Raw genomic sequence first — 19559 nt, forward strand, 5'->3', positions numbered from 1 at the left:
CGTATTTTAATCTGCTGTAGCCAATTATTATAAAAAATAATAAGCGGAGATTCTTGGCTCTATAATAAATGTTGGGGTGACACCACTACGGTGTCACTTCCAACATTATTTTTTTGCAAAAAAATAAGCATATAAGGCTCACATGCTTTACAATAAAAGTGTCAAAGTCCTAAAGAAAGGATGTGAGCTTATATGCCTACTACTGATTATACTGAATTTTTACATAATGTAAAACAAGAATATATTACAAATAGCTATGAATTAGACGGAATATTTATTTTTGACATAGAATTACCAGCAACATCACATATTTGCCCAAAGTGTGGAGAAACCACAAAGCATATTAAGGATTACCGCATACGTACTGTAAAGTTTGGAAAAGTACAACGAGGTCCACTAATTGGAAAATACAGACAGCGTCGGTATATTTGTCCGCATTGTGGTCATTCTTTTGCTGAAAGCAATCCATTTGTACGAAAACATATGCAACTAAGTGTAACTAATATTAGAATGCTATTTGATAAACTTACTGAAAGTGTAACCTATACAGCTATTGCTAACGAGTGTGATACATCTATTACTACAGTATTACGTTATTGCTCTATGATCACTATACCTAAGCCCAAGACCTTACCCACTGTGATTGGTATTGATGAGTTTAAAGGAAATGCAGAAGGCTACCAATACCAAGTTAATTTAACTAATCCAGATACACATGAAATATTAGATATTTTACCGAAACGTGATACGCAAGCATTAATCCACTATTTTGCATCATTTAAACATAAGGATCGCCTACAAGTTAAGTTTATTGTAATGGATATGTCCATACAATTTAAGCGCATCATGGAGGCGCTATTTCCACATGCGCATATTATCTGTGATCGATACCATGTATGTCGACTTGTAGATTGGGCGGTAGAGCGAGTTAGAAAGCGTGAGCAACATAAGCTAGCTGCTTATTCACGCATGTTAAAACAGAATAGACGTGTGCTAATGAAACATCCAGATCATTTAACGGAAGCTGAGCACATTAAGCTCTGTGAAATACTGCGAATTTCTGATGATTTAGGAAAAGCATACGCTTTAAAACTGTCTTTTAGAAAAATCTTTTCAACCTATGGTAAACAAGAAATCGCTGCACATTTAATACATTGGTTAGAATTAGTGAAAGCATCTGGATTGAATGAATTTAACAACTTTTTTACATCATTTCCTGCATGGATAATGCAATTAACTAATGCATTCTTACTCCCATATTCTAATGGATATACAGAAGGAACTAACAACAAGATTAAGGTATTAAAACGAATAAGCTATGGACTTCGCCACTTTGGTAGATTTAGAGTACGTATTCTACTCTTGAGCAAAAAGAATGGCACCAACCATACATATGATTGATGCCAAAGAAGACTCGTAGGGTGAACACCCCAACATTTGACAGAGAGACTTTATTATAAGGTATTATTTTTTAATTAGAAAATAGTTATTTTTGTTAAATTCATGAATTCACGTAAATATGAGTAAATATGTTTACAACATATTTTTTATATAATAATATATACTTAATTCGTCTTGTTTAAATAATAGGAGGTTTACTATGAAAGTGTTAATTTTAGAACCAATAGGTTCTGGAGCTGCTTTAGTTAATTCTGCATTAGAATTAGGATGGGATTGTTATATTTTGTCGTATAATAAATCTGATAGACGATTACCAAATGAAGATGCTTGGAAGAAATGTACTATACTTGAAGTAGATACGAACAAAACTGATGCTGTATTTGATTTATTAGATAATTTAAATATAGCGTTTGATGTTATTGTTTCTGGTAATGAATATTACGTTCCATTATCAATTCTTTTGGCAGATAAGTATAAAGTTATAGGGTTACCTTATGATATGTTACCTATAGTTCATGATAAATTAAAAATGAGGGAGTTTTTAACTAATAAAAATATTAGAAATCCATGGTTTACAACTGTATCAAATGTATCGGATATTAAATTAAATAAACAAATTCATTATCCTTGTATTATTAAACCTAAGGCTGCAGCAGGTAGCTATCATGTAAATAAAGCCAATAATGAGCAAGAGTTAATAATGTATTATAATCTGATTAAAAATGAGACGCATAAAGAGTTGGATCATGAACTAGGTAGTGAAGTTTTAGTTGAAGAATATTTAGAACGACCAGAATACAGTGTTGAAGGGTATTATTCTAATCAAGAGTTACATATTGTTTCTATTACTAAAAAGTTTCTTTCTGACGAACCGTATTTTGTAGAAATCGGTCATATGACGCCATTTAGTGACTTAAGCGAACGTAGGGTGGATGAAATAAAATCGTATGTTAAAGATATTTTGCTTGCTACCAACGTAAGTTGTGGTGTTTTTCATTGTGAGATTCGCTTTAATAAAGATTTATTACCTGTATTAGTAGAAATTGCGTTTAGATTGCCTGGTGACAAAATTGTTGATCTCATTAAGTTATCATCTAATATTGACTTATCTAAAGCTATGCTTTTATCTTATGCTGGACTTCCTTATGTTACAGAGGAGTTTAAAAATAAAATGTTTGCAGGTGTAGCTTTTTATCATGATAAAACTAACTTACAGGATTATAGACATAGAAAAGGGTATGAGATTATTGTAGATAATGATGAAGAAAAAGTATTAAATAAAATGAAGAAAATTTGGGAGTAATACTTATGTATCAAGGCATATACTTACATAGATTGTTTTTTATGACTCTTCATTTTTTACTCTTATTTGCTATACCAGTATATATTTACAAAATTACAGGTGAAGCGACTTATTTGGGAGCTGTATTTGCTGCAGAATGGGGAATTAGACTTTTATCTCTTACTATAGTTCCTAATTTATTTAAATTAACAGGATCATTAAAAAGTATAATAAAGTTTAACTGTGTTCAAAGTGGTTGTGTTTTATTTTTACTCTTCATATATAGTATTACTAATAATATAATTAGTTTGGTTGCTATAGGAATGATAAGCAGTATATTTTTTGATATTAACTATCTTTGCATAGAAAACTATATACAAAATATGGTTTTACCTGAGCAACTTTTAAAGAAACAATCCAATTTGCAAGCTATAGAACAATTTTCTATGGTTATATCACCTGTTATAGCAGGGTATTTTATAGATATCCTTAGTGAGAATACATTCATTTTTTCTGTTGGAATTGGCTTTTTACTAATAGTATTTTTTATATTATTTAATGATAACGTTTCTGTTAATCCTCAACAAGACAAACTGGAAAATGATGAAAATAATTCAAGGTTTTCAGAATTGCGTAAAGGAATGAAGTTGATTTTCTCATCTTCTACAGCTATTAAACTTGTTGTTTTAACCAATAGTGTAAACCTTGTTTATGGAGCTGCATTAGCATTGCTGCCAGCTATTATATTAGGTTTTTATCATCAAAGTAGTGTTTTTCTTGGGTATTTTAATTTTGTTATTAGTGTGATTGGGATAATTTCAGTTTTAATATTTAATCGAGTTATTACCTTTGATTTTTATCAGTCGGAATCAATAATTAAATTGTTATTAATAATTGTCGTTGCTGGTATAGTTAGTGGAGGTATGCTTTACTTTGAACTCAATTTTGTGTTTACATTATTTTTTATTGCCGTGATTATTCTATCAGATAGTATTTTCTCAGTGGGATTGCGAACTAAAAGACAATTAATTTTTAAAGATGATGAGTTTAAAGCCGTATTACCTAGTATGATGCTTCTTAATGCCATTTCTTTTCCTTTGGGAGGAGTTTTGGTCTCTGTTTTTTCTAATATCTATAATGAGTTATTTACGATGTCAATTATTTCATTAATTGATATTATCATTGTAATATTTTTGTATTTTTTACTATTTTCTTTCAGGAGTAAATTTAATGAGGTACATTAATAAAATACATACCTTAGGCCCAACAAATACTAATTGTGAGAAAGCGGCTTATAAATGGTTGAAAGCTAAAAATATAGAAGGAGAAGTCGTACTTCATGATACACTTGAAGATGCAGTAGAAACTTTACTGACTAATAATGATTCTGAAAGTGCATTATTAGGATGTGTAGTATACCCTGACTTACATAAAATTGTTTTTTCTAATTTAGATCGAATTATACTTTATGATGTCTTTATAGATAATACATACGATATGGTATTAGCTTCGAATGGAAAATGTGTAAATGAATTAAATTGTATTGCTTCTCATCCTGCACCTAGTGGATTAATTTTGGATAATTATCCTACTATCAATGTGGAGTATGCTACCAGTAATTCTAATGCGGGATTAAGATGCTTACAAGGGGAAGTAGATGGATGTATTACAACGAAAGCCGTAGTGAAAACATATAACTTAAAAGAATTAATTAATTATGGGGCCGTACCTATGGGGTTTACAGTTCATATTTTAAAAGAGAGGTAATATGAATCCTTATATAAGAGAAATTGTTGATAAAACTAATTTATTACAGTCTTATCAATCTGAAGAGGGAACTCTAATAAATGTTGAGAATCGTGATAGAGTTCGTACTATTTTGTGTGATATTGTAAATAATATTGAAGCATTAAATGATGAGTTTATTTCAGCAGAGTATAAGAGTGCATTAATTAGCGATATAAATACATATATTGAGTCAGATTATCAAAATTTATGTTTTGATAACTCTGTAAGGGCACTTAAAAAGGTAGAAAATTTATCGAAATTTTTCTTTTGGGGGCCATTGCGTCTAGCTAATGGGCTACGACACGGATGGAAGTTTGAAACATTTTTATCTATTCGTGAAGAACCTATGGAGAAAGAATTTGATATTATGTATAAAACCTATTCACATCCTAAAAATATATGTCAATCTTCAAAGTTGTTAATAGGGAGTAATGGTGTAGAATTAGGTAATAATATTGTATTCTTTCCAGAAAATGTAAAATCAAATATTAAGTTTAAAAAGCAAAGTTGTGCGGTTTTTTTCTTTGATAAGTTTTACGATATATATAATACGATAACATTACCGCTTATTGATAAAATAGGATTGGGGAATTTGGCATCTAGCAGTAGAGATATTGATAGAAATGTAACTTATAATGCTAGATGTGTTTGGGGGTATCTTCATGATTACTATCATCACCAAGGTGTATTACCTTTTGATGAACATATTCAGTTGAAGACTAATTGGTATGTAGGTGTATTGGAAGAAATAAAAGTAGATGTACAAACATTATTAGCTCTTTCGATGGATTTTACTTTGCCATATCGGAATATTGTTTTTGAGTTTGTATTGCTTGATAGAGTTTTCAGATATACACAAGAGGTTAATATATATAGGAATTTCGATTCAGCTACATCATTTTTTATTATACAATATTTGTTGAATCATGATGTGATTTTAATTAAGAATGATAAATTAGAAATTAATTTATCTAAGATGATTGAAAAATTAAAAGTTTTGGTAAAAGAGATTGAAGAGATAGAAGGTCAATTTACTGATGATGAAGATACTTTTAAGTGTCAATGTAAAAAATACTTTTTCAAGACTTTAGAGGTACCTAAAACTCCTAATGATTATTATGCTATATCAGGCCAATTAGCTTTAAATTTAGTACAAGTTGGGATTTTATAGTTATAACTTATATTGTGAACAGATACCGTATGCAAGTATAAAAAAATAACGTAATTATGCTTGCATATATACTTGCAAACATATATAAATACTGGTGAACCTAGATAAATACTGACTTTGGCTACACACTTCTAAGCCGTGGGTCGGGGGTTCGAATCCCTCCTGGATCACCAAAGAAATAAGCGGATAGCTCGTAATAAGCTATCCGTTTTTTTATTGTATTTAGACTTTCTTTCGATGTAATTGTGCACCCATTATGTGGCATGTCTACGAAAGTTATGTTTAATGATTACTCAGATATAGTGCCTTGTACATACAAAATAGCTATACAAATATTTAATATAAAAAATTATATATAGTAATGTGGCAAGAACATTAATTTAGTGTACTTGAAAAAGTGACAATAATAGTATAGTATTCTAAATGAATTTAAGATGATATTTGTGTATGTGTAAAGGGAGTTTTGTATTATGAATTATCAAAATAAAATAGTGCTGACTACTGCAGTAGTGCTAGCAATTACAGGATCTGCCATTGCCGCAGGTATTAACAATACAGTTGATATAAACGCATCTAATTATGGTGCTGAAGCAGTAGGTAAAAATAATACAATTACTAGTACTGCTACCGCTGCTTTTGCTGCAGGCTACAATAATAGTGTATCTGCTCCTAATGCTACAGTTATTGGCACTGGTAACTATGCTAATGGAAAACAATCTTTAGCAGGTGGTATGAATTCAGAAGCTCGTGGTGCTAATAGTATTGCATTTGGTGATAATGCGCACTCTAACTTTGATGATACCTATGCTATTGGTTCTCAAGCTGTTACATCTAATAATGATACAGTAGCAATCGGTAATTACACGCAAGCTAATGGTGTGTCTTCTTTAGCTGTTGGCTATGAGAGTGTTGCTGATAAAGATTATAGTGTAGCTGTTGGTATTAGTGCTTCTGGTAATGGGCGGTTAGCTACTGCTATAGGTTTTAATGCTTGGGCCAATGCTGAGAATACAACTGTAGTGGGTCCTAATGCTAGTGCAAATGACACAGAAGCAGTAGCTGTTGGTAAGCGGGCGGAAGCATATGGTGTGGGTTCCGTAGCTATTGGTCATGGATCTTCGACCACAAAAGTAAGCTCTATTGCTATTGGTGATGGTGCTAGAAGTACAAATTCTTATAGCATGGCTATTGGTCAAGGATCAATGGCAAATGGGCCTTTTTCTATGACTATCGGTAATAACTCTAAATCTAAATCTGATCATACTATTGCTATTGGTAATAGTGTTATTACCTCTTTAAATAATAGTGTCGGTATAGGGTCTACTGTTAATGCTAATGGTGTAAGTTCTGTAGCTATTGGTCATTTGGTAAGTACATCAGGAACAAATGCAATCAATATTGGTAATGCTAATGAAGGTGCTACAAAAAACTCTGTACTAGTGGGGTCTTATAATATCGCAACTCATACGGATCATTTAGAAGATCCTGAAGGAGATGTATTAGTAGGTAATAATAATATTCTACAAGATGGATTCCATGGGGTTGTGCTTGGAAAAGATAATATAGTCAATGATGCTAACTATGCAGTTGCTATTGGTAATAGAGCTTCAGTAACAAAAGATGAATCTGTAGCGATTGGTCATAGTTCTAAAGCGAATACTGTAAGAGGGACTGATTCTTTAGTGGTTAATGGTGATACATACGACTTTGCTGGTACGAATCCTGTAGGAACCGTATCTATTGGTGATACTGGTAAGGAACGAACTATTACTAATGTAGCTGCTGGTCGTGTTGATGAGACATCTACTGATGCTATTAATGGTAGTCAACTTAACGCAGTAATTAATACTTTGAAACCAGTCACTGTAGTAGGTGATGACGAACAAAATATTAGAGTGGAAACTGTTACTAATAATGATCATGGTAAAGAATATAAAGTAATACTTAGCCGTACATTGAGTGATATGAGCGCTGTAAATCTTGGTGACCATGCTAATGGTACTGTGATTGAACGTGGTAGCGTTCAAATTAGTAATAGTGATGACACTAATCATAGTACTACTACATACTTTACAGCTGGTTCTGGGATGCTTGATAATGAGCATGCTTCTGTTTCTATTAATCAAAGTATTAATGGAGTTCCAGATGCTATTAATATCCGCTCTATGGTAGACCCTAATACACAATTAGCTATTAATAGCGATGGTATTGTAATTAAAGGCGATACAGATTATGAAACTAAAATGAGTTTTAGTACAGTTAGTGGTATTCATGCTGGTAATCAACAAATCCATGATGTAGCAAAAGGGACCGCTGATACAGATGCTGTTAATGTATCTCAATTAAAAGAAGTAGAATCTAAGATTAATAATATTGGTGGAAATATTATTAATGAAGTAAAGGAATATAGTAACGAATCTTCGGCATCCGCTATTGCATTGGCTGGTCTAAAATATTTAGATTATAATCCGAAAGATAAATGGTCCTTTGCAACAGCATATGGACATTATGTAAATAAATCGGCTATGGCTATTGGTGCAGCATACCAACCAAATGAAAATACAATGGTACATGCTGGATTTACCTTAAATAATCAATCAGCATTTAATGTTGGTGCTAGTTTTAAATTTGGATACCAAGATCCATCTTTAAAGACAAGTCGTTTTGACATGGCTAATCAAATTAAAGATATGCAAAAGCAAATTGATGAATTAAAAGCATTAGTGTTAAAGAAACAATAAATATCTAAACAGTATTGAATGGAAGTTATTGATATATATATAGAATAGACGGCTATAATATAGGTTTGTAGAGTGATTTTGGATATTGCAAACTGTGAGTTTCAAAATTGAAGTCCTCTAGATTAGCAAAGAAAAAAGCGGATAGCTCATAATGAACTATCCGCTTTTAGTTTCACTAAATAGATAAGAAATTATATATTAATTATTTATCAAAACCTAGTATTTATCAATATTCTTGCCACATAAATCTAATTAGTCAAAATAAAAGTCAAAAAAAGTCAAAAATTTTATCTTTGGCCTATTGACTTTTTGACTTAATGCGATTATTATAATGTCATAAGGTTGAAGAAACCTAGAAATAAAGCAAGAAATTAAACAGACTTAAAAAGTCAAACTGATATACTTGTAGTCAAAAGTGAGGTAATTTATATGAACAACAACTTCAATAACTTTGGTAGCGATTTCGGTAGCATGAATGATTTGTTCAATCAATTAATGAGTAATATGGGTGGTTATTCTACAGAAAACCGTCGTTATAAAATAAATGGTCGTGAAGTAACTCCAGAAGAGTTTGCTTTCTATCGTCAAACTGGTCGGTTGCCTTCTAACGAAGAAATGCAAGCTGCTCAAGTTGCACAACAAGGTAAAATGAAACAAGATGGCATCCTTGCTAAGTTGGGTACAAACTTAACTCAACAAGCTCGTGATGGTAAACTTGATCCTGTTATTGGTCGTAATAAAGAAATCCAAGAAACAGCAGAAATCTTAGCACGTCGTACTAAAAACAATCCTGTGCTCGTAGGTGATGCTGGTGTTGGTAAAACTGCTGTAGTAGAAGGCTTGGCACAAGCAATCGTTAATGGCGATGTTCCTGCAGCTATTAAAAATAAAGAAATCATTTCCATCGATATTTCAGGTTTGGAAGCTGGTACTCAATACCGTGGTTCTTTCGAAGAAAATATCCAAAACCTTATTAAAGAAGTTAAGGCCGCTGGAAATATTATCTTGTTCTTCGATGAAATCCATCAAATCTTGGGGGCTGGTTCCACAGGTGATGGTCAAGGTTCTAAAGGTTTAGCAGATATTTTGAAACCTGCTTTATCCCGTGGTGAAATGACTGTTATCGGTGCTACAACACAAGATGAATACCGTAACACAATCATGAAAAACGCAGCACTTGCTCGTCGTTTCAATGAAGTTAAGGTAAATGCACCATCTGCAGAAGATACTTTCAAAATCTTACAAGGCATTCGCCCATTGTACGAAGCACATCATAACATTGAATTGCCAGATGCTGTGTTGAAAGCAGCTGTAGATTATTCCGTACAATATATCCCTCAACGCAGCTTGCCAGATAAAGCAATCGACTTGATTGATGTAACAGCAGCTCACTTGGCTTCCCAACATCCTGTAACTGACATCAAAACATTAGAAGCAGATATTGCAGAAGCTAAAGCAAAACAAGAAGAGTTTGCTCAAAAAGAAGATTATGAATCCGCTATTAATGAAAAAATGCGTATTCAAAAATTACAAGAAGAAATCGATAACCACACTGAAAATCAAAAGGTTGTGGCTCAAGTTAATGACGTAGCTGAAGCCGTTGAAAGAATGACAGGTATTCCTGTATCTCAAATGGGTGCGTCCGATATTGAACGCTTGAAAGATATGAAATCTCGTTTACAAGCACATGTAATCGGTCAAGATAAAGCAGTTGAAGCTGTATCTAAGGCTATTCGTCGTAACCGTGCAGGTTTTGACGAAGGTAACCGTCCAATCGGTAGCTTCTTATTCGTAGGTCCTACAGGTGTTGGTAAAACAGAATTGGCTAAACAATTAGCTCTTGATATGTTCGGCAACAAAGATGCTATTATCCGCTTGGATATGTCCGAATACAGTGATCGCACAGCCGTATCTAAATTGATTGGTGCTACAGCTGGTTATGTTGGTTACGAAGATAACTCTAACACATTGACTGAACGCGTTCGTCGTAATCCTTACTCTATCGTACTATTCGACGAAATCGAAAAAGCAGACCCTCAAGTTATTACATTACTTCTTCAAGTATTGGATGATGGTCGCTTAACAGATGGTCAAGGTAACACAGTAAACTTCAAAAACACTGTTATCATTGCTACATCTAACGCCGGCTTTGGCTATGGTCAAGATAATGACGATGAAAATAAAGTAGATGTAATGGACCGTATCGCTCCATTCTTCCGCCCAGAATTCTTGAACCGTTTCAATGCCGTTATCGAATTCAACCAATTGAAAAAAGAAGACTTGAAACAAATCGTAGATTTGATGCTTGATCAAGTGAATAAAACTTTAGCTAAAAAAGAAATCACTCTTGATGTAACTGAAGCAGCTAAAGAATTATTGATGGAACAAGGTTATGATAAAACTATGGGCGCTCGTCCATTACGTCGGGTTATCGAATCTGAAATTCGCGATAATGTAACTGACTTCTACTTAGATCACATCGATGCAAAACACTTGCTTGCTGATATAAAGGATGGGCACATTGTTATTAGTGAAAAAACTGCTGATACTAATGCCGCTCAAAGTAAAGGGCAAGATACAGATGTAAATAAATCTGAAGATAAAGACAACTAATTGTCGTTGACAAATCTGAATAAAGTAGTAAGATTAAAACATAATTATATAGTGAGTATGCAAGGGAGCCTATTATATAGGCTGAGAAAGGGCTGCGAGCACCTGACCTTTATACCTGATCGGGATCATGCCCGCGTAGGAAGCACGCTAATACTTAATACGGGTATCGATCATTTGATTGATACCCGTTTTTGCATACCTAACTATATATGTATTCTATATAGGAGGATGTACAGATGTTTATGACACAATTAGAGTCAGCTGTAGCTGGTGTAATTACGAATCAAATGAAAGCTGTTGCTGAGAAAGAGCAGATGGATGTTGACACACTACGTGAGCTTGTTGCGAAGGGGGAAGTCGTTATTCCTTGTAATAAACTGCATACGAGTATTTCTCCGGAAGGCATTGGTAAACGTCTTAGAACTAAGATTAATGTAAACTTAGGAACATCTAAAGATGTAACAGATTATGATAGTGAAATTGAAAAGGTCAATCGAGCTATACGACTTGGTGCAGAATCAATTATGGATTTATCCACTCATGGTGATACCAGTATTTTTAGACGTAAACTAATTGAATCTTCACCAGCAATGATTGGGACTGTTCCAATTTATGATAGCGTCATTCATCATCAAAAAGATTTAGGGGAATTAACAGCCCGAGATTTTCTCGATACTATTCGCTTGCATGCACAAGATGGGGTAGACTTCATTACTATTCACAGTGGTATTACGCGTAAAACAATTGAGCAAATCAAGAAACATAAACGATTGTTAAATATAGTAAGTCGCGGTGGCAGTCTTGTGTTTGCTTGGATGAGCATGACTGGTCATGAAAATCCTTTCTATGAATATTTTGATGATATTTTAGCCATCTGTAAGGAATATGATGTGACGGTATCTTTAGGGGATGCGTGTCGTCCTGGTTGCTTAGCAGATGCTACCGATGTGTGTCAGATTGAGGAACTCGTTCGATTAGGGGAATTAGCTAAACGTGCTAAAGCCTATGGTGTACAAGCTATGATTGAAGGGCCTGGTCATGTACCACTTAATCAAATTCAAACTAATATGGAAGTTCAAGAGTCATTGTGTGGTGGCGCACCATTTTATGTATTAGGACCTCTTGTGACAGATATTGCTCCTGGGTATGATCACATTACAGCCGCAATCGGCGGCGCAGTAGCTGGCATGCATGGCGCTTCTTTCTTGTGTTATGTGACACCTGCAGAACATTTGGCCTTACCTAATGCGGATGATGTAAAAGATGGTATTATGGCCTTTAAAATTGCCGCTCATGCTGCAGATATTGCTCGTGGTATTCCTCATGCTAGAGATATAGATGATAAAATGGCTCGAGCTCGGCAAGTACTCGATTGGGAAGAACAATATGCATGTGCTATTGATCCTGAACGGGCACGTGCTATACGTGAAAGCCGGGCTCCAGAAGACGATCATAGTGATACCTGCTCTATGTGCGGTAAATTCTGCGCTGTACGTAGTATGAATAAAGCATTACAAGAAGAATATATCGATATTTTATAGCTGAATTGGATGGGCTAGGGAGGTCATTATGGAAATTATTATAAATGGCGAAGCTAAATTAGTCGTATCCAATCAGCTCAGTACCCTTTTAGATGAGCTTGGATATGCTGGTAAGCGCTTTGTAGTAGAACTAAATGGTGAAATTATCAGTAAAGAATTGTATACCACTACCGTACTTACGGCAGCTGATCGATTAGAAATTGTTAGTTTTGTAGGAGGCGGTTAATATGTCAGATACATTTACAATTGGTAATACTAACTTTTCAAGTCGCTTATTAGTGGGAACCGGTAAATTTGCTTCCTATCCGTTAATGAAAGAAGCCTTAGAAGCTTCTCACACAGATATTGTTACAGTTGCCTTAAGACGGGCTAATACAGCACAGTCAGAGGGGGATATTTTAAGCTATATCCCTGATACTATGCACTTGTTGCCAAATACATCTGGCGCTAGGAATGCAGAAGAGGCGATACGTATTGCTCGAATGGCTAGAGAATTAGGCTGTGGTAACTTGATTAAGATTGAAGTGATTCAAGATCAACGATATTTGATGCCTGATAATATGGAAACTATTAAGGCTACGGAAGTATTGGCGAAAGAGGGGTTTGTCGTATTTCCTTATATGAGTCCTAATTTGATGGATGCAAAGCGATTAGTTGAAGCTGGCGCTGGATGTGTTATGCCCTTAGCATCTCCTATTGGCAGCAATAGAGGTCTTGAGGCAAAAGGGCTCATTGAAATTCTCATTGATTCCTTACAAGTCCCTATTATTGTGGATGCTGGGATTGGACGGCCTTCTGATGCGGCTATTGCTATGGAAATGGGGGCTAGTGCAGTGTTAGTGAATACGGCTATTGCTACAAGCCCTAATCCAGTAGGAATGGCAGAGGCCTTTTACCATGCTGTACAGGCTGGAAGAAAAGCATATCTTGCTAAATATGCCCCTAAGAAAACTGTTGGGAGCGCTTCTTCACCATTAACTGGATTTTTACGAAAGTAGGGTGAGAGATATGTCATTTGTAGATGTACTTTCCACAATTTCAGATGAAGACATAGCTCAGACTCTTGCTAATATAACTGATGAGCAAGTGGTATCTACGCTTTCAAAATCTCACATGGATATACATGATGCTTTGATTTTATTATCTCCTAAGGCTATCCCTCATATAGAAACTATGGCTCGGTTAGCTCATGAACAGACTGTACAACAATTTGGATATACTATGCAATTATTTACCCCTATGTATATTTCCAATTACTGTGATAATGGTTGTGTCTATTGTGGATATAGTCATCATAGTTCGATTGTTCGAGAAAAATTGACTATGGATGATATCGAATCAGAAGCACAAGCTATTGCAAAAACAGGGTTAGAACAAGTGCTAGTATTGACTGGCGAATCAAAAACATGTAGCCCTCCTTCATATATTCAATCGGCTGTGGAACGGCTGGTAAAACAATTTAGTAGTGTTAGCATAGAAGTATATTCGCTTACATTAGAAGAGTATCAATCACTTGTAAAAGCTGGTGCTGATGGAATGACTATGTTCCAAGAAACGTATAATCCTACGTTATATAAGACTTTGCATCCCTTTGGCCCAAAGAGTGATTATGAAAAACGGATTGATACACCTGAATTAGCTTGCCAAGCTGGCTTTAGAGTCGTTAATATTGGTGCTTTGATGGGGCTTGATGAGTGGCATAGAGAAGCATATAAGACAATGTTACATTTGCAATATTTAATGCAGTCATATCCAGATGTAGAGCTTTCTGTATCGGTACCGCGGATTCGACCTTGTGCAGTAGGGTATTCACCAGAACATCCTGTAGATGATGTTTCGCTAGTACAATATATTTTAGCTTTGCGGTTATTATTCCCAAGAGTGGGGATTACGTTATCCTCTCGTGAAAGTAGAACTATGCGCAATCATCTTGTTCCATTGGGGATTACAAAAGTATCTGCTGGAGTCACTACTTCAGTAGGTGGTCATACTAAACAAGATGACTCTAGTCAATTTACCATTAGTGATAACCGTAGTGTACATGACATGGTCGCTATGCTAGAACATACGGGATATCAACCAGTATTTAAAGATTGGCAAATGTTGTAAGGAGCTTAAAGTATGGTGCATATAGGTAATACGTTCGAACAGGCTATTGCAAAGTTTTATAGTGAATCAGATTTTTCTCTACTTCAAGAAACTGTTATTGGTATCATGGGGGCCGGTGGATTAGGATCTAATTGTGCCGTTAATTTGGCCCGTAGTGGCATACGTCACTTTATCATTGCCGATTATGATAGAGTAGAAATGAGTAACTTGAATCGTCAATACTATTTTCCTCACCATGTGGGACAGTTTAAGGTGGATGCCTTACAAGATATCCTTACAGAAATCAATCCTAATATTACAGTGGTCACCTATCGAGAGGCTTTAACAAAAGACAGTATACCTGCCATTTATGATGCAGCAGATATATTGATAGAAGCCTTTGATTCTGCAGATGCTAAATCAATGTTTGTAGAAGGGACTTTGTCTATGGTAAAACCTAAAATTATGGTTTCTGGACTAGCAGGGATTGGCAAGTCAGATGACTTAACTACCAAGAAAATCGGAACTGATATATATGTAATTGGTGATGAAACATCTGATATTGCTGATGCTAATCCGTACGCCCCTCGTGTATCAATTGCAGCAGCTAAACAAGCTGATGTAGCATTATCCATAGTATTAGATAAAGGTAGAGACTAAGATGAAAGCAACGAGTCGAAGCGAGAAACTAACAAAGGTGATGGAATCATGTCCTATTTATGGGATCACCGGTGGTAATCGAGATGTAGTTCCTTTAGTACAAGACATGTTAAGTGCTGGAATTCGTATTATTCAATATCGAGAAAAACATAAAACACCGATATTACGTTATCAAGAGGCTATGGTATTACGCCAGTTGACTTCGGCGTATCATGCGCTACTTATTATTGATGATTATGTAGATTTAGCTTTAGCTGTTCATGCTGACGGTGTTCATGTAGGACAAGATGATCTACCACCTAATACGGTACGGCGTATCGTGGGATCTGATATGCTAATTGGATGGTCCACGCATAGTATTAATGATTTAAAATGTGCTAATCGATATCAGAATATAATCGATTATATTGGGGTGGGACCTGTTTTCTCTACACAAACAAAGCCTAATGCACATCCTGTAGGGATTTCTTATGTACATTGGGCTAAACAATTTAGTAAACTCCCTATAGTAGCAATTGGGGGGGTTAAAACTTCAAATGTAGAAAGTGTTTGGAATGCCCATCCTGATTTTATCTGTGCTGTTTCTGAAATTACAGATTCTTCAGATATGCAAGAAACAATACATGAATTACTATCTGGATATGTAAATGTGAGATAATAGATTTATGGGTATAACTATATTTCATGATATTTATGGAAAATCGGTATAAATAAAGAGTAGTTATATATAAAGTATCAATATATTCGTTGTATTGATAGATTTATAACCTGATATCTGCAATAAAAACTGAAAAAGTATACAAAATACATAGAATAAAAAAGATACTTCATAATCATGTGAAGTATCTTTTTTTATTTAGAAGTTATATTAACTATAAAAATAATATCTTATGATTTAAAACTATATCTTTTGTTTGAGTTAAATCACAAAAAAATATAAAAATATGAATAAAATATGAAAATGATAATTTGAAGTAAAATTTTTAATAATTAAATATAAATTACAGTATAGTCGTATAGGTATAAAAATATAATAATAATGAATTTTAAAACATATATCTTTATAGATGATATAGATAAAAATTGGTTATTTTTATTTAATGTTAATTGTAATATGTATAAAAATTTTACTGAATAGTAAAAATAGTATTTGAGAAATACCATGTAATTATGATAAAATCATGAAGTTGACTCGTACATAAATAATAAAGAGTAATGTGAAAAGTAGAACTATATAAATTATAGAAAACAGAAAGAACATCCTGTTAGTGAGTGTTAGTTATTAAAGGAGAACATGATGAATAAAATCTTTAAGGTTGTTTGGTCTAAAAGCAAACAATGTTATGTAGTCGTATCAGAAATTGCTAAAAATACGACTGGTAAAAAGAAAATTATTGTTGCTGCCATTTTAGCGGGGTTAGCTACACAAGGCTGTAATGTAATGGCGGCAGGAGCAGGCACTCCTGCTACGAGTAATAATGTTTGGGGGAAAACAACTCCTGGAGGGGTAGCGATTGGCCCTAATACAGAGGCTTTGGGTGCTTCGGCAATAGACCCGGCTTCTGGTAAAGCCAGAGTGGCACCTTCTATTGCCATTGGCCTTTCATCAAGGTCAGAAGGTCTAGATACAATTACAATCGGTATTGGTGCAGGAAATAGCAAATCCTATGGGATTTCGATGGGGAAACAAACCAATGTTACTGGTGATTATGGTATTGCTATTGGTTATCAAACATCGGCTATGTCAGATCATGCAGTGGCTATAGGTGAACAAACGAGAGCACCTAAGATGGGGGCCACTGTTATGGGGGTAAGTGCTCGTGGCTATGGACAAGGTTCTGTATCATTAGGTTGGCAAGCCTTAGCTGGTGCAGATGTATATGGATCTGGAATCAATATTCAGTCCAATCCATATACTGATTCATCAACTGATATTAATAACTATCAAAAATGGGGCGATACAGCTGTTGGCTTAAGAGCTGTCGCAACAGGTGGAAATGCAACAGCATTAGGTCGTAGTGCAAGAGCTGCTGCTGAAAACGCTATTGCCATTGGTGGTGGTGACGGTAATAATTTTAATAATAACACTGAAAAAACAGAGGCAACAGCTAGTAAAGCTATTGCAATGGGCTATAATGCAAAGGCTAGTAATAGTAATGCTCTCTCTCTTGGTGTAAAAGCGACTGCTAGTGGTTCAGATTCAGTTTCTTTAGGTACAAGTTCAAAGGCTACAGATAGTGGATCTATTGCAATCGGTGAAACATCAGAGTCTACAGATACTAATTCAGTTGCTCTTGGGTATACTAGTAAAGCAAATGGTGCTTCCGCTACAGCTATCGGACCTCAAAGCCAGGCAACAAAAACATCTGCTGTTGCACTAGGGCGTGGCGCAATGGCGACTGAGGATTATGCAGTCGCTATTGGGGATTCTGCATCCGCAACTATAACTAAAGGTGTTGCTCTTGGGTACAAATCTAAAGCCAATACAGCATCTGGTGTAGCTGGATATAATGCTAATACAAACCGGACAAATACATATGCTGGGTTAACTGGAAATACGTTAACAAGTACCTTGGGGGCTGTTTCCATTGGCGATGGTACTAATACACGTCAAATTACTGGCCTTGCAGCTGGTACAAATGATACAGATGCTGTTAACGTAGCTCAACTTAAGAGTGTTAATTTAGCTTTCACAGGAGATAATAGTTCTAGCGGAGATGTTAATTTAGCGAATAGTAAGCTAGCCGTTACTGGTGATAACACCTATATAACAACGGCTGCAGCTAATCAAGGCTTGGTTATTAAGGCTAAAAAAGAAACTATAACTGTTAGTAATGGTACTGCCAGTGCAAGTATAGGGGTGGCTGATGCTAGGAATGTAGCAGACTCTATTAACCAAGCGAATGCAGATCAAAAAATTAGCTACAAAGCTAATGGTGGTACAACTAATAGTGTTAAGTTAACCGATGGATTTACGTTTAACGATGGTAAATCTACAGTAGCTACAGTAGCAAATAATGGCCAGATTACTTATGATTTAAATGCAGCTACTAAAAAATCTATTACTGACTCTGAAGCAGCTGTAAAACGTACTATTTCATTAGGTGCAGATAGTGGCCCTCGTTCTAGTCAATCCTTAAACAATAACAATGTAGCATTTGATGTTAAGGGGAAGACTGATTCTTATATTACTACTGCTATGGTTGGTGATACTCTTACTGTTAATACTACAAGAGGTGCAATTCAAAGCGATACAGCAGGGACTGCATCATTATCTGGTGCTGATGGGTTGGCAACAGCTCAAAATGTTGCTACAGCTATTAATAAAGCTAAAGAAGGTTCTGCATGGAATTTAGCGGTTAATACAGGGGCAGCTCAAAAAGTTTCAGGTGGTAATAAGGTTACATTCAAAGATGGTAAAAATATCAGCCTTACACAATCTGGCACAACTATTACTGTGGGTACGACAGATCAGCTTACAGCTGATAATGTAACTGTAGGTACTGGGGCTAACCAGATTGTTTTAAATGGTACAAATGGTGAGGTTTCTGGTAAAAGTATTAAAGCTGGAAATAGTACTTTGAATACAAATGGCTTAACCATTTCTGGTGGTCCGTCTGTAACATCTACTGGTATTAATGCTGGTAATAAAGTTATTTCTGGTGTAAGCCAAGGTGTAGCTGGTACTGATGCTGTTAATAAGAATCAAATGGATGCAGCTATTAAAACTGTAGCGGATTCTACTAGTGAATTAGGAAAAAATACAATTACATTGGCAGCTCAATCTGGTTCTACTACTGGTCAAGCTTTAAACTCAGCGACTGGTATTAAGTTCTATATTAATGGTGAAAGTGGTAGCGATGCTTTAATTAGTACAACAGCTAGTGGTACAAATGTATCTGTAGCATCCACACAAAAACTAAAAGATGCTGTTACTCAAGCGGCTAATGCAGCTAATAAGGATTTATCTAATTTATCAACAGCTGGTGATACACATATTAAAGATCTAGCTAAAACTGCAGCTACTTGGAATGTGTCTACTAATGGTAGCAATAATACTGCTGTAGCAGGTGGGGAAACTGTAAACTTCATTAACGGTGATAATGTAGCCATTACCAATACAGGACGCAATATTACCATTGGTACTGCGAAAAACGTATCCTTCGATAAAGTAACTGTTGGTGGTATTACTATTGATAAAACAAATGGTATTAATGCTGGCGGTAAAGAAATTAAAGGCATTGCCGATGGAACTGCTGCAGATTCTGCTGTAA

At 35.0% G+C, this 19559-nt stretch carries 14 protein-coding genes and 1 riboswitch; all 14 genes read left to right on the forward strand.

Going from position 1 to position 19559, the window contains the following annotated elements; translation table 11 throughout:
• Nucleotides 1–192: 192 nt before the first annotated feature.
• Complete coding sequence (locus RWP19_RS08880) at nt 193–1401, forward strand: ISL3 family transposase (protein WP_314357379.1); 1209 nt, start codon at nt 193–195, stop codon at nt 1399–1401.
• Nucleotides 1402–1600: 199 nt separating this feature from the next.
• Nucleotides 1601–2704 (forward strand): acetyl-CoA carboxylase biotin carboxylase subunit family protein, encoded by a 1104-nt coding sequence (locus RWP19_RS08885; protein WP_291736113.1) that lies wholly within the window; start codon nt 1601–1603, stop codon nt 2702–2704.
• Nucleotides 2705–2709: 5 nt separating this feature from the next.
• Nucleotides 2710–3927 (forward strand): MFS transporter, encoded by a 1218-nt coding sequence (locus tag RWP19_RS08890; RefSeq protein ID WP_314357380.1) that lies wholly within the window; start codon nt 2710–2712, stop codon nt 3925–3927.
• Nucleotides 3914–4450 carry a hypothetical protein gene (locus RWP19_RS08895; protein ID WP_311532365.1) on the forward strand — a complete coding sequence of 179 codons (537 nt, stop codon included), beginning with the start codon at nt 3914–3916 and terminating at the stop codon, nt 4448–4450. The genes RWP19_RS08890 and RWP19_RS08895 overlap by 14 nt, the downstream gene beginning before the upstream one ends.
• A gap of 1 nt (nt 4451) precedes the next feature.
• Nucleotides 4452–5642: a DUF6421 family protein gene (locus RWP19_RS08900; protein ID WP_295997873.1), complete on the forward strand. Its 1191-nt coding sequence runs from the start codon at nt 4452–4454 to the stop codon at nt 5640–5642.
• Nucleotides 5643–6112: 470 nt separating this feature from the next.
• Nucleotides 6113–8383 (forward strand): YadA-like family protein, encoded by a 2271-nt coding sequence (locus tag RWP19_RS08905; protein ID WP_314357381.1) that lies wholly within the window; start codon nt 6113–6115, stop codon nt 8381–8383.
• Nucleotides 8384–8812: 429 nt separating this feature from the next.
• Nucleotides 8813–10996 (forward strand): ATP-dependent Clp protease ATP-binding subunit, encoded by a 2184-nt coding sequence (locus RWP19_RS08910; RefSeq protein ID WP_314357382.1) that lies wholly within the window; start codon nt 8813–8815, stop codon nt 10994–10996.
• Between the two features lie 51 nt (nt 10997–11047).
• Nucleotides 11048–11155, forward strand: a riboswitch (TPP riboswitch).
• A gap of 77 nt (nt 11156–11232) precedes the next feature.
• Nucleotides 11233–12537 carry a phosphomethylpyrimidine synthase ThiC gene (gene thiC / locus RWP19_RS08915; protein ID WP_295209804.1) on the forward strand — a complete coding sequence of 435 codons (1305 nt, stop codon included), beginning with the start codon at nt 11233–11235 and terminating at the stop codon, nt 12535–12537.
• 28 nt (nt 12538–12565) lie between these two features.
• Nucleotides 12566–12763 carry a sulfur carrier protein ThiS gene (thiS, locus tag RWP19_RS08920; protein ID WP_295209801.1) on the forward strand — a complete coding sequence of 66 codons (198 nt, stop codon included), beginning with the start codon at nt 12566–12568 and terminating at the stop codon, nt 12761–12763.
• Nucleotide 12764: 1 nt separating this feature from the next.
• Complete coding sequence (locus tag RWP19_RS08925) at nt 12765–13535, forward strand: thiazole synthase (protein ID WP_314357383.1); 771 nt, start codon at nt 12765–12767, stop codon at nt 13533–13535.
• A 10-nt stretch (nt 13536–13545) separates the two neighbouring features.
• Complete coding sequence (gene thiH, locus RWP19_RS08930) at nt 13546–14646, forward strand: 2-iminoacetate synthase ThiH (protein WP_314357384.1); 1101 nt, start codon at nt 13546–13548, stop codon at nt 14644–14646.
• Between the two features lie 12 nt (nt 14647–14658).
• Entirely contained in the window at nt 14659–15285 is a 627-nt protein-coding gene (thiF, locus tag RWP19_RS08935; RefSeq protein ID WP_295209793.1) for a sulfur carrier protein ThiS adenylyltransferase ThiF, read from the forward strand.
• Nucleotide 15286: 1 nt separating this feature from the next.
• A complete protein-coding gene (gene thiE, locus RWP19_RS08940; RefSeq protein ID WP_314357385.1) occupies nt 15287–15943 on the forward strand; it encodes a thiamine phosphate synthase in 657 nt (218 codons plus the stop codon).
• A 639-nt stretch (nt 15944–16582) separates the two neighbouring features.
• The coding region (locus RWP19_RS08945) for an ESPR-type extended signal peptide-containing protein (RefSeq protein WP_314357386.1) at nt 16583–19559 on the forward strand (2977 nt) is incomplete at its 3' end.

The organism is uncultured Veillonella sp. (genome assembly GCF_963522475.1).
Lineage (GTDB): Bacteria > Bacillota > Negativicutes > Veillonellales > Veillonellaceae > Veillonella.

Excerpts from the sequence above, each read along its gene's own strand:
- thiS (WP_295209801.1), top strand. The coding sequence starts at position 12,566 with ATGGAAATTATTATAAATGGCGAAGCTAAATTAGTCGTATCCAATCAG.
- RWP19_RS08910 (WP_314357382.1), top strand. The coding sequence starts at position 8,813 with ATGAACAACAACTTCAATAACTTTGGTAGCGATTTCGGTAGCATGAAT.
- RWP19_RS08885 (WP_291736113.1), top strand. The coding sequence starts at position 1,601 with ATGAAAGTGTTAATTTTAGAACCAATAGGTTCTGGAGCTGCTTTAGTT.
- RWP19_RS08900 (WP_295997873.1), top strand. The coding sequence starts at position 4,452 with ATGAATCCTTATATAAGAGAAATTGTTGATAAAACTAATTTATTACAG.
- RWP19_RS08925 (WP_314357383.1), top strand. The coding sequence starts at position 12,765 with ATGTCAGATACATTTACAATTGGTAATACTAACTTTTCAAGTCGCTTA.
- thiH (WP_314357384.1), top strand. The coding sequence starts at position 13,546 with ATGTCATTTGTAGATGTACTTTCCACAATTTCAGATGAAGACATAGCT.
- thiC (WP_295209804.1), top strand. The coding sequence starts at position 11,233 with ATGTTTATGACACAATTAGAGTCAGCTGTAGCTGGTGTAATTACGAAT.
- RWP19_RS08890 (WP_314357380.1), top strand. The coding sequence starts at position 2,710 with ATGTATCAAGGCATATACTTACATAGATTGTTTTTTATGACTCTTCAT.
- RWP19_RS08880 (WP_314357379.1), top strand. The coding sequence starts at position 193 with ATGCCTACTACTGATTATACTGAATTTTTACATAATGTAAAACAAGAA.
- RWP19_RS08895 (WP_311532365.1), top strand. The coding sequence starts at position 3,914 with ATGAGGTACATTAATAAAATACATACCTTAGGCCCAACAAATACTAAT.
- thiE (WP_314357385.1), top strand. The coding sequence starts at position 15,287 with ATGAAAGCAACGAGTCGAAGCGAGAAACTAACAAAGGTGATGGAATCA.
- thiF (WP_295209793.1), top strand. The coding sequence starts at position 14,659 with ATGGTGCATATAGGTAATACGTTCGAACAGGCTATTGCAAAGTTTTAT.
- RWP19_RS08905 (WP_314357381.1), top strand. The coding sequence starts at position 6,113 with ATGAATTATCAAAATAAAATAGTGCTGACTACTGCAGTAGTGCTAGCA.